The following is a 12,949-nucleotide window of genomic DNA, read 5'->3' as shown; positions in this document are numbered from 1 at the left end:
TACAGCCTTTATCGTTACGTTAAAAACTCTAATAAACCGCGCTCAAACCGACTAAGATACTTTGTTTTACGGGGTAATTTAAAATTGTCGCGCCAATGAGTTTGTTCTGATTCATTTTTCTTACAAAGCTCAATAACATCAGGGTGAATATAAGAATTACGCGCTATTGTTGGCGTATTCCCAAGCTTTGAAGACACTTCATCAAGCATTGTTTTTAATGTAATAGCGCCTTTTGCTTCATACACTTCTTTAAAAGCAATCACACTTGCTCGCCATGTTCTAAAGTGTTTTGCGCTAAATTCTTCACCCATTATATTTTGAATATACTGATTGATTTCAGTAGAGGTAACGTTAGAGCGCTCCCCCTCTTCTATATATTGAAACAAGTGTTGCCCGGGTAAGTCCTGAAGCTCCTTAATAACACTACTCAATGCTTTATCCGTTATATTTACTTCCCTTTCTTTACCTGACTTTGCACGGTATTTTAATCTAATATTTTTACCTGTTAATTTTGCATGCCTTGATCTTAGGGTTGTCGCTCCGAAACTTTTATTTTGTTTTACATTACGTTCATTCCCCACCCGTAAAGCACCTAAATCCATTAATCTAACAATGGCTGCTAAAGTACGTTCATAATCGAGCTCATCACCTTGCAATGCTTCCTTTAATTGAGCCCTAAGTAACGGCAGCTTATGTCCAAACACACTACAAGCTTGATACTTTTTAGCATCTTGTTGTTGTGTAAATAATGGATGATATCGGTACTGTTTTCGTCCTTTACTGTCGTAACCTGTTGCTAAAATATGCCCATTTTCTTCAGGGCAAAACCATACACTTTTATAAGCAGGCGGGAACGCGAGTGAATTTAAGCGCTCAATAACGGCCTTCTCTTTAATTATTTTTCCTATTGGGTCAAAATACTGCCAATGTTTGTTTTTTTGCTTTCGGGTAATTCCGGGCAAACTATCATCAACGTAAATCAATTCCATCATTCCTCCTCAAGCATTTAAAAGAGATATTGTTAACTCGCTTAAGCTTATATTTCAAAGCATAGAATGTACCACTTTAAAATAACCTTAAACTGAACGACTTTATTGATATATAATCAAAAATTGAGCAAAAACAAAAATACGATATATATAATGGTTATTATAACTACGCTTATATTCTCCCTTAATTGGGCATGCTGTTTAAAAGGAGCATTCAATGGCTTTTGATTATGGATCGATTGATCTTGGACTAAAAAACCCCTTCAAACTTGAAGGTAAAGTAACAGCTGTAAGAGGACTCATTGAGTCTATAGTGGGTATTAGTTTACTTGTTATTGCTGCGGGCTCAGTAAAAGAAGATACAACCGCTGGATGGATTTTAATGGTGTTTGGCATGCTTATTTTAGCATTCGGCATTCGCTCACTTTCAAGTGGTATTTATGCAACTCTTAAGTATTTTGTAGGCAGAAACCACCCTACTTCACTTGCTTATAACTACAGCAAATCACAAGCATCAACCGCCCAAGAAGAACAAAAAGAAGTAGCCTACACCGCGCAATCACTCGAAGAAATGCTGGTTGGTCGTAAAAACAGTACGTTTAAAGAGCCTAATGGTTTTTTATCACGTTTACTTCACAGCTTAATCCCTAAGTTATTATTCCTACCTTATCCTATTCGTAATGTTGCTCAGCGCTTATTTGGCTCATGGGTAAGTACCCTTGTTGCACTTATTGCTTATGGCCTTGTGGCATTTGTATCTTTATCGGGTTTTACCGGTGAAGCAGGCGAATTAGCATTTCCTGTTTATAGTGCCATATTAATGTTCTACGTGCTTTTTTCGTGGCGCTCTACGGGTAAACCTATTTCTAGAAACGCTGAAAAAAATATTGAAGCACTTGGTACCGGTGCACTCGCTAAAATTATTTCTTTATCTTTTATTCTACCAATCGCTATTGGTCTTTCTATGTCATGGCTGATGAAAGAACAACACATTAGCAAACAAGAAATAGATGGCTGGATTGAGCAACTACCTAGTCTTCATGCTGGCATGTACTTAATTGCGATTATTGTATTAGCCACTCTGAGCTGCGCAATTGCTTTTATTATGATTAAAGCGCGTTTAAATGCAGTTACCCCTTCGGCTGAAGTATCAGAACTACGTGAAAACTGGCAAGAGTCTGTTCATCCAGACGAAATTTTTATAAACCTAGACAACCTAGTAATGGCTAACCGTCGTTATAAAGAAGTACCTAACAGAGTTTATCGCGAATTAGATCCTAAGCTTCAAGAACAAATTGAAGGTAAAGGCGGTTTTAAAGGTGAAATGATCCAAGAGATTCAACCTAAACTGCACTCAATAGACTTAGGTAAAAACTTTACGCTAGCAAGATTACTTGCTTTAGTAAGTGGTAACTTGCTTTATATTATAGCCTTAGCGTTTACTGTGTTTTTAGCGTATTCGTTTATTAATATTTATCATTACGTTGACGCTGCAAATATTAGTAGCTTTAAACAAGCATTTAATAACCAACATGTTATTCAATTTAGTGAGCTATTAATGACAAGCTTTCACTTATTGCTAATAGGTATACTTATTAAAGCATTTGCGCAATTGCTTACAAATACAGCTCATCTATTTTTTGCTGAAATGCAATTTGAATCACTACTAGTGTACTTTAAATGCGAAGGCACATTTACTGAGTCTAAAATATCAACAGGTACTGGTATTCACGATAGTACTCGCTCAGAAAATACTTTAGTACGCAGTAGCATAACGCCTTGGATTATTGTTTCTCGTGTTATTTCTACTACGTTTGCAGCAACAGGTATGAAAAATCTTGAACATCCTCGCCATATTATGGAAATGCATAAAGACGAAGGACAATTACAAGCAATCAAAAAAGACGTTATCGCGTTCTTGAAAGACCGTGAATCTATCGCCTCAATCACCAGTGAGCGTGATTTAGGTAATGCGTCACAAATACATCAATTAAATCAGCAAACGCGTGCTATACCTACTCAGCAAGCGATAGCTAAAGATGACGAAGAAGCTGCAGGGTATTTAAGACAAGAAGAAAACTTATCTCCCGAGCCAAAGGGTTAATTAACTTAAACTCTGGATTATTAGTATTAATGCCACCTTGTAAATTAGGTGGCATTTTTTTATCCTTTATTAACCTCTATTCAATACCTTTTAACTTTACTACCTCTTTTGTACTCAACAACATGATTAATATTGGATTAGTCCACAAAGCCCTTGCTTTATGTGCCAAAACACAAATAATGAAGTATTAATCACAGGGTAAGAATGAGGACAATGAGCTATATACTAACCACCCAATGTGCTGACGACGTAGGCTTAATAGCTAAAATCACAGGGCTTTGTCATAAAAATAATTTAAATATTACGCGTAACAACGAGTTTGTAGATAAAGACGCACAGCGATTTTTTATGCGTACAGAGCTTACAGGCGAGCCACAAAGCGACTTTTTAGATCAACTACGCGCACTGTTGCCACAAGGCGCTAAACTTGCCCTACATTGCGGTGCAAAAACTAAAGTAGTTTTACTTGCAACTAAAGAAGCCCATTGTTTAGGTGGTATGTTGCTAAAGCAATTTGAACAAACTCTTAATATTGAAGTATTAGCCGTTATTGCTAACTACGCTGATTTAGAGCCTTTAGCAAAAGGGTTTGATGTGCCCTTTCATGTTGTATCTCACGAAGGGTTAACCCGTAGCGAGCACGATCAAAAAGTAGGTGATTTAATTGCCAGCTACAACCCTGACATTATTGGCCTTGCCAAATACATGCGTATTTTAAGTCCTGAATTTGTGGGTCGATTTGAAGGTAAAATAATTAATATTCATCATTCATTTTTACCCGCATTTATTGGTGCTAAACCTTATCATCAAGCATTTGAGCGCGGCGTAAAAATCATTGGTGCTACCGCTCACTTTGTGAACAACGAGCTTGATGAAGGCCCTATTATTTTGCAGGATGTAACAAGCGTTACACATGCTAATACCGCCGAAATGATGGCTAAAATGGGTAAAGATGTAGAAAAAACAGTGTTTTGTAAAGCACTCCAACTTGCATCAGAGCATAAGCTATTTATTAATGGTAATAAAACTGTAGTGTTTTCTTAGCATTGTACCAATTCGCTTAATTAAGTAGTTTATTTTGAGGTAATAAAACAGTGTTGATAACAAGGTATGCATTTTGTTATTAACCTGAATTCTGATTGATTATTCTACACATAAAAATATGCCAGCATTGTTGCTGGCATTTTTTTGCTCATAAATAAGCAAGTGACTTTTTAAATGTAAATTATGCCTGCTCTATTGGCTCGAGTTTTAATTTAGCGGCAATTAAAACGGCTTGGGTACGATTGTACACGCCGAGTTTTCTAAATATGGCTGTAATGTGTGCTTTTACTGTTGCTTCTGATATGTGCAGTTCATAAGCAATTTGCTTATTAAGTAAACCTTCGTGCAGATATTGCAGCACTCGGTATTGTTGAGGTGTTAATGAGGCAACTTGCGCTGCTATTTCTCGGTCTTCACCTTCAATTTCAGCTACTTTGTTTTTTAACTCTTTTGGTAGCCATGTATCGCCTTCAAGTATTTGGTTAATTGCACTGGCAATATCATCAGACGATGACGATTTAGGAATAAAACCCATAGCGCCGTAACCCATTACTTTAGAAACTATATTAGCGTCTTCACTACCCGAAACAACGGCAATAGGTAAGCTTGGGTATTCTTCTCTAATACGAATAAGACCATATAAATCACCATTACCTGGCATGTGAAGGTCTAGCAGTAATATATCAAGATCCTCTTGCTCGCTTAACACTTGCAGTGTGCTGTCAAAATCGGATGATTCAAAAACCTCTAAACCTTCAAATTTTGCGCTCAATGCGCCCTTTAGTGCTTCACGAAATAACGGATGGTCGTCCGCTATTAAAAACTGACTCATGGTTCACTCCTAATAAATTCGGCTGCCAGTTAGGTATAAAACCATTACTGACAGCCGATATACTACGTTTAGAATCAACTTGTAATCAAGTTTTTAACGCACATTTAACGATTTAATCTGTTCTCGATTAGTTCATCGACTACAGAGGGATCTGCAAGCGTTGACGTATCACCGAGTTGTTGGTGCTCATTTGCAGCGATTTTACGTAAAATACGACGCATAATCTTGCCTGAGCGCGTTTTAGGTAAACCTGGAGACCATTGAATCATATCTGGTGATGCTATTGGGCTAAGCTCTTTACGAACCCAGTTACGTACCTCTTTGGTTAATTCATCGCTTACTGTTACACCTTCGTTAGGCGTAATATAAACATAAATACCTTGGCCTTTAATATCATGCGGGTAACCTACAACAGCGGCTTCTGCTACTGCTGGATGTGATACAAGAGCACTTTCAATCTCCGCAGTACCTAAGCGATGACCTGATACGTTAAGTACATCGTCCACACGTCCTGTGATCCAGTAATAACCGTCTTCATCACGACGACACCCATCACCAGTAAAGTAAACACCTGGGTAGGCGCTAAAATAAGTTTGTTCAAAACGTTCATGGTCGCCATAAACAGTTCGCGCTTGCGATGGCCAACTATCTAAAATAACTAAATTACCATCTACGGCACCTTCGAGTGTATTACCTTCAGCATCAAATAATGCTGGCGCAATACCAAAAAATGGATGGGTTGCAGAGCCAGGCTTTGTATCAGTTGCACCCGGTAAAGGCGTAATCATTATGCCACCGGTTTCTGTTTGCCACCACGTATCAACAATCGGACAATTAGATTTACCAATACTCTCGTAATACCACGTCCATGCTTCTGGATTTATTGGCTCACCAACCGAGCCTAAAATACGTAAACTATCGCGATTTGACGAAGCTGTTGGCTCATCACCTTTCGCCATTAGCGCACGAATTGCTGTAGGCGCAGTATATAAAATAGTTACACCGTGTTTATCAACAATTTCGCCCATACGCCCTGCAGTTGGATAAGTTGGTACACCTTCAAATAATACTTGTGTACAACCGTTTACTAATGGCCCGTATGCAATGTAACTGTGGCCTGTGATCCAACCTACATCGGCACTACACCAATACACATCGTCTTCTTTTAAATCAAATACGTATTCATGTGTCATTGATGAGTAAACTAAGTAGCCACCAGTCGTATGCACAACCCCCTTCGGCTGACCTGTTGAACCTGACGTATATAGAATAAATAATGGATCTTCAGCGTTCATTGGCTCTGGTTCACACTTTGCTGGTAAATCAGCAACTAGGTCATGCCACCATATATCGTGCTCATTCCAATCAACTTCACCGCCGGTTAATTGGTGCACAATAACATGCTCAATTGAGGTTACAGTTTCTTGCGCTACCGCTTCATCTACATTTGCTTTTAATGGAACACAATTACCCGCTCTGCGCCCTTCATCTGAAGTAATAACAACCTTGGCACCCGAATCCCGAATACGATCTGCAATCGCAGAAGGTGAAAAGCCACCAAATACAACCGAATGAATAGCACCAATACGTGCACAAGCTTGCATAGCATAAACAGCTTGAGGCGTCATAGGCATATAAATCGCTACACGGTCACCTTTTTGAACACCTAGCTTTTTTAAACCATTGGCAAACTTAGCCACTTCATCATGCAATTGTTGATAAGTAATATTCTCACTTTGAGATGGGCTGTCACCTTCCCAAATAAGCGCCGTTTTATCTGCTTTGGTTTTTAAGTGACGATCGATACAATTGTACGAAGCATTAAGGTAGCCATCCTCATACCATTTAATATTTATATGGCCTTTGTCGAATGATGTGTTTTTAACTTTTGTATAAGGGGTAGACCAATCAAGACGTTTGCCATGCTCACGCCAAAAACTTTCTGGGTCATCAATAGATTGCTTGTAAAGCGTATTATATTTATTTTTATCTACAAGAGTCGCATCTTTAATATGCGCAGGAACTGGATAGATACTTTGTGACATCTTAGTCTCCATTTAAATTACTTGCCTTAAGCTTTTATCAAGGATTACTCAGCAGTGCTACATTAAGTATTAGACCTTAGTTGTACACCCCTTCAATTTCCTCATTTGTAGTTTATAATCCTTCTGCTTTCAATTTTTTTACATAAATAATACAACGCGTTAAATGTAAGTAAATACAAACTAATCTGCTCTCAAACCTTAGTCTTATAGACCAATAGGTAATTGAGTAAATATTGCACATATTCAACAGTGTTGTCGTACTCTAATAAAGATATTTTGTTGTACTTACTAAAATGCTTTATTTAACGAATGAAAATAGAAAGTGAATTGAAAGCCAAATTAACAACCCTTTTTATTCGTAAGTAATACTCGTAGCAAGTAATACAAATATCTATGAAAAAAAAGTAATAAATAACAAGTAGCCTATAAAGGACACCACAATGAAATTTACCCCATTAAAAACATTGGCAGCAAGCGCTGTACTATGTGCACTATCAAGTACTGCATACGCGGCAACTGCTGCAAAAATTGGTGATACCGAATTTACTTACGGTGGATACATTAAACTCGACTCTATGTGGAGTGATTATTCAGCGGGTGCGCCTGCAGGTTCAAACGTAGGTCGTGACTTTTACGTACCAAGTACGCTAACAGTTGGCGACGATAACAGCTCAGATGCTGTGTTTGATATGCATGCTCGCGAGTCACGCTTTAACTTTGGCACAGCCACTGTTATGGATAACGGTAAGACCGTTAACACTAAAATTGAGATTGATTTTTTAGCCTCAGCTGCTGGCGGCAATGAACGTGTATCAAACTCTTATGCTCCACGTATTCGCCATGCGTTTGTGACATACGACGGTTGGTTATTTGGTCAAACATGGTCTAACTTTCAAAACGTGGGTGCCCTTGCTGAAACGCTTGATTTTGTAGGCCCAGCTGAAGGCACTATATTTGTTCGCCAATCGCAAATTAAATATACCACTGGCGCATGGTCTTTCTCATTAGAAAACCCAGAAAGTACAATTTCTACTACTAGCGGTATGGTAGTAACTGATGATGCATCATTGCCTGACTTTACAGCTCGTTACACACACAAAGCTGATTGGGGTAACATTGTTGTTGCAGCGCTTGCTCGCCAACTTACTTATAAAGTAGGCAGTGTTGATGCAGATGAAACATCTTTTGGTATTAGTGCGTCGGGTAAAATAAACCTTGGTGAAGACAACCTTAAATTTATGCTTACTCAAGGTAAAGGCTTAGGCCGTTACGTAGGCTTAAACGTTGCTCATGGCGCAGTACTTAATGGCGATGAACTAGATGCCATTGATTCGACTTCTGGTTTTGTTGCTTACCAGCACAAGTGGACAAGCCAATGGCGTTCAACGTTCTTATACTCTTTCTTCTCTGCTGATAACAACACTGATTTATTAGCTATTTCTGGTGATCCGACTGAATCAAGCCAAAGCTATAGCGCTAACATTTTATATTCCCCTGTTAAACGCCTAACATTTGGAGCTGAGCTAAAACATGCTGAGCGTGAAACTGAAAGTGGCGTAGATGGCGATTTAGATCGTTTACAATTCTCTGTTAAATACTCTTTTTAATAACTAAAAAGCTAACTACTTTAAATAAGCGGCCTAGGCCGCTTTTTTTATAAGGGATATTAAGTTCTATATAATTCATCAATTCGTACCCATAATCTCTTTATGTGACGCTAAAATCCAACAAAATAGAATAATAATAGGTAAAACACACAACTCAATTGCAAATCGATATCATTTAGATTAAGTTACGCACTTCTTTTTGAACTAACTGGAAAAACTTATGTCGTCCCCTCAAGTTTTGCGTTTATCTAAATTAAGCTTTGCTACTTCTTTAATTCTATCTGGTTATGCACTTGCTGATGAAGCAACTGTAAAAGATGAACCTCTCGAAAAAATTGCGGTATATGGTCAACATCACAAAAACTACATAACAGAAGAAGCGCAATCAGCTACCAAACTAGGTTTAACAATTAAAGAAACACCACAGTCAATCTCGGTAGTATCACGCGCATTAATGGACGACTTTTCACTAGACGATATAAACTCAGTACTTGAAAGCACCCCCGGCGTAACAGTAGAGCAAATAGAAACAGATCGTACTTACTTTAAAGCTCGTGGCTTTGAAATTACTAACTTTCAAGTTGATGGCTTAGGTATTCCACAAAGCTCTGGATCTATTCAAGGCAGTCTTGATACTTCAATTTATGACCGTGTAGAAATAGTTCGTGGCGCTAATGGCTTAATGACCGGTGCCGGTAATCCTTCTGCAACTGTAAATATGGTTTTAAAGAAACCAACTTACACAACACAAGCAAATGCATCAGCCTCGTATGGCTCATGGAATAAAAAACGTTTAGATTTAGATGTATCTACGCCAATAAATGAAGAACACGCCGTACGTGCTGTATTTACAAAGCAAAAAGCTGATTCATACCTAGACCGTTACGAAACAGATAAAACAATTATTTATTTAGCGTATGAAGGAAAATTAACAGACAACACATTATTAAGCGTTAACTACGTTAACCAACAAAAAGATGCTGATAGCCCACTTTGGGGGGCACTACCTCTTTATTACACCGACGGCTCACCAACCGACTATGACGAATCAACCAGTACTGCTGCTGATTGGTCTTACTGGGATAACAGTGCAGAGCAAGTATATGTAACGCTTGAACAAAACTTATCAGCAACATGGGTGGCTAGAGCACGCTATGCGCACATCGAAAACGAGCAAGACTCAGAGCTGTTCTACGTATACGGTACACCAAATAAAGACACTGAACTTGGTTTAACAGGTTATGCAAGTCGTTATGATTACGAAGATAAGCATGATTTATTTGATCTATATGCCAGTGGTAAATTTGATTTATTTAATCAAGAGCACGATCTATCATTTGGTGTTAGCCAAGCAAAAATGGATTACACAGAGCAATCTCTTTACGATTACACTACAGGTAATGGTTTTCCAGATATGCCATCACTTAGAACGTGGGATGGTGTAATACCAGAAGCAACGCTTGCTGATGGCGTAAATGGTAGTGATATTACTAACGAGCAAAAATCAGCTTACATATCAACTCGCATTAAATTAAGCGAGCCTTTAAGTGTACTTGCTGGCGTGCGTTATACCGATTGGGAAACAAAAGGCACAGCCTATGGCGTTGCTCAAACTCGAAGTGACTCTGAGCTAATACCGTACATTGGTACAGTGTACGACTTTAACGAATCTCTATCGGCTTATGCAAGCTATACAGAAACATTTGTACCGCAAAAAGAACTAGACATAAATGCCAATCAACTACCTGCTGTTACTGGAAAAAGTAGCGAAATAGGTGTCAAAGCACAGCTTCTAGACGACCAGTTATTTGTAACGTTTGCTTATTTTGATGCAAAACAAGATGGCCTTGCTGTTGCTATAGCTAACTCATTACCAAGTGATACGCGTTATTATGCAGCTGATGGCATTAGTAGTAATGGTTTTGAAGTAGAGTTAAGTGGTAAATTTACAGATGATTTAAGTGCAAGTATTAGCTTTAGTAATTTAAATATTGATGGTGATGATTTAGTAAAAGATTACACACCAGAAAACCAACTTAAAGTGGCCGCAACCTATCAAGTACCTTTAGTTGATGGCTTATCATTTGGTGCAAACTATCGCTGGCAGGATTCAACTAGCCGAGTTCAAGTTAAAGATGCTAATGGTATTGCAAGTGTTACTACCAACCAAGATGCATACGGGTTACTTGATTTAATGGCCACTTACAAAATTACAGATAACGTAGGAGTCACTTTCAACGTTAATAACACCACAGGTGAAAAATATTTGCACAGCCTATACTGGGAACAAGGTTACTACGGTGCACCGCGTAACTACGCTCTATCTGTAAATTGGCAGTTATAAATATATTTGATTAATTAAAGGCTGTAGATTTTTGCGGTTAAATTAAAAAACGACACATTTTTAATGTGTCGTTTTTATTTTATCTAACCTAAACTCTGGTTAAGAGATTTACTAACGTATTGAATCATAGTGGTATTTAAATTTATTTTCTCTAGCCAGAGATTTTCAGTGGAAACAAGGCGAATTTACGCGTCAATAGCTGGCCTATTGTAAGTAAATTCAACGCAGTTAGCGCTGAAAATAGCTGCTCGAGATAGATTTATTATCCAGAGCTCAGGTTATCTACTTTAAGTTTTTAATAACAAAAAAACGCTAATCATTACTGATTAACGCTTTTTAAAGCTCGGGTCAAATCAAGCTTAAAAACTCATTTGAGGCTGTTAAAGATCAGCGTCATCGCCCAACTTATCTTCACCATCATCTGGTTCAATAGTTGCTTTTAATAAAAGCATTTCGCGTAACTTGCCTTCAATCTCATCTGCAATTTCTGGGTTTTCTTTCAAAAACTTAATTGAGTTAGATTTACCTTGGCCAACCTTGTTGCCACAGTAGCTATACCAAGCACCAGCTTTTTCAACAATTTTATGCTTAACGCCTAGGTCAATTAGCTCGCCTTGCTTAGAAATACCTTCACCATACATGATGATAAATTCAGCTTGTTTAAACGGCGGCGCTACTTTGTTTTTAACAATTTTAACGCGAGTTTCGTTACCAACAACTTCATCGCCTTCTTTAACAGAACCAATACGACGAATATCAATACGTACCGATGCGTAAAACTTAAGTGCATTACCACCCGTTGTTGTTTCTGGGTTACCAAACATAACACCAATTTTCATACGGATTTGGTTAATGAAAATACATAACGTGTTAGAGCGTTTAATGTTACCAGTAAGCTTACGTAATGCTTGCGACATTAAACGTGCTTGTAAGCCCATGTGCGAGTCGCCCATATCGCCTTCAATTTCAGCTTTTGGTGTTAGTGCAGCAACCGAGTCAATTACAACAACGTCTACCGCGCTTGAGCGCACTAACATGTCACAAATTTCTAATGCTTGCTCACCGGTATCTGGTTGCGATACAAAAAGCTCATCAATGTTAACACCAAGCTTTTGTGCATAAACTGGATCTAGAGCATGCTCAGCATCAATAAAGGCACATGTTTTGCCTTCTTTTTGCGCTTCTGCGATAACTTGTAAAGTAAGCGTTGTTTTACCAGATGACTCAGGTCCGTATACTTCAACAATACGTCCCATAGGTAAACCACCTATGCCTAAAGCAATATCAATACCTAATGAGCCTGTAGATACAGATTCAATGTTTAACGCTTTGTTATCACCCAATTTCATAATTGAGCCTTTACCAAATTGACGTTCAATTTGTGATAGTGCAGCGTCCAACGCTTTTTGTTTGTTATCGTTCATTTTATTCTCCAAATCCAGCTAATGTAATCAAGTATACTGTATGAAATCACAGTATCAAGCTAATTTTTTTTATTTTATCTCATCTATTACACTTTTCAATGCAAATACAATAGCTTGCAGTCTAACTTGAGCCCTATCGCCAGAGAATACTTGTTTAAAGGTCAGTACTTTGTCATTAATTTGTATGCCAAACCACACAAGTCCCACAGGTTTGCCATCAGTTGCCCCGCCAGGTCCTGCAATACCCGATACAGCTATAGATATATTTGCATTTGTTGCTTTAATAGCACCTAATGCCATTTCACGCACTGTTTGTTCGCTCACAGCACCGTACTTTGCTAATGTACTGGCACTTACATTTAGCAAATCTTGCTTTGCTTGGTTGCTGTAAGTCACAAATGCGCGGTCAATATAAGCCGAGCTTCCGGGCGTATCTGTAAGGGCATAACTCACTCCGCCACCAGTACATGACTCAGCACTAGTGATCCATAAGCATTTATCCGTTAAAATAGCGCCTAATTGCGCAGCAAGTGTTTTAATCTCTTGATGTAATTCCATAT

Annotated in this window: 9 protein-coding genes; 4 read left to right on the top strand and 5 right to left on the bottom strand. The window is 38.3% G+C overall.

All coding sequences use genetic code 11. The annotated features are described in order from the left end of the window. Positions 1-14 precede the first annotated feature (14 nt). On the bottom strand, positions 15-989 hold the full coding sequence (locus CXF64_RS18400; RefSeq protein WP_101217730.1) for a DNA topoisomerase IB: 975 nt from the start codon (positions 987-989) through the stop codon (positions 15-17). 217 nt (positions 990-1,206) lie between these two features. Here CXF64_RS18400 and CXF64_RS18395 point away from each other — a divergent pair, with 217 nt between their 5' ends. Next, on the top strand, positions 1,207-3,093 hold the full coding sequence (locus tag CXF64_RS18395) for a hypothetical protein (RefSeq protein WP_101217729.1): 1,887 nt from the start codon (positions 1,207-1,209) through the stop codon (positions 3,091-3,093). 213 nt (positions 3,094-3,306) lie between these two features. Beyond that, the gene (gene purU / locus CXF64_RS18390) at positions 3,307-4,137 is read left to right on the top strand and encodes a formyltetrahydrofolate deformylase (protein WP_007584800.1); all 831 of its coding nucleotides are present in this window, start codon (positions 3,307-3,309) and stop codon (positions 4,135-4,137) included. Positions 4,138-4,318: 181 nt separating this feature from the next. Here purU and CXF64_RS18385 read toward each other — a convergent pair whose 3' ends face one another. Both CXF64_RS18385 and acs read right to left on the bottom strand, forming a co-directional pair. After that, positions 4,319-4,969: a response regulator transcription factor gene (locus CXF64_RS18385; protein ID WP_007584799.1), complete on the bottom strand. Its 651-nt coding sequence runs from the start codon at positions 4,967-4,969 to the stop codon at positions 4,319-4,321. A gap of 104 nt (positions 4,970-5,073) precedes the next feature. Beyond that, complete coding sequence (gene acs, locus CXF64_RS18380) at positions 5,074-7,014, bottom strand: acetate--CoA ligase (RefSeq protein ID WP_101217728.1); 1,941 nt, start codon at positions 7,012-7,014, stop codon at positions 5,074-5,076. 440 nt (positions 7,015-7,454) lie between these two features. Between acs and CXF64_RS18375 the strand changes: the two genes are divergently transcribed. Next, complete coding sequence (locus tag CXF64_RS18375; RefSeq protein WP_010554447.1) at positions 7,455-8,621, top strand: DcaP family trimeric outer membrane transporter; 1,167 nt, start codon at positions 7,455-7,457, stop codon at positions 8,619-8,621. Positions 8,622-8,841: 220 nt separating this feature from the next. Next, positions 8,842-10,965 (top strand): TonB-dependent siderophore receptor, encoded by a 2,124-nt coding sequence (locus CXF64_RS18370; RefSeq protein ID WP_101217727.1) that lies wholly within the window; start codon positions 8,842-8,844, stop codon positions 10,963-10,965. Positions 10,966-11,345: 380 nt separating this feature from the next. On the opposite strand, the gene recA is transcribed toward CXF64_RS18370, so the two are convergent. Beyond that, positions 11,346-12,389, bottom strand: coding sequence for a recombinase RecA (gene recA, locus CXF64_RS18365; protein ID WP_024591486.1), 1,044 nt, complete (start codon positions 12,387-12,389; stop codon positions 11,346-11,348). 69 nt (positions 12,390-12,458) lie between these two features. Then, positions 12,459-12,947: a CinA family protein gene (locus CXF64_RS18360; protein ID WP_101217726.1), complete on the bottom strand. Its 489-nt coding sequence runs from the start codon at positions 12,945-12,947 to the stop codon at positions 12,459-12,461. Positions 12,948-12,949 lie beyond the last annotated feature (2 nt).

Source organism: Pseudoalteromonas sp. GutCa3, assembly GCF_002836155.1.
GTDB lineage: Bacteria > Pseudomonadota > Gammaproteobacteria > Enterobacterales > Alteromonadaceae > Pseudoalteromonas > Pseudoalteromonas arctica.
Note: the sequence above shows the minus strand (reverse complement) of the source record. Positions and strands in the feature narration are given on the sequence as shown.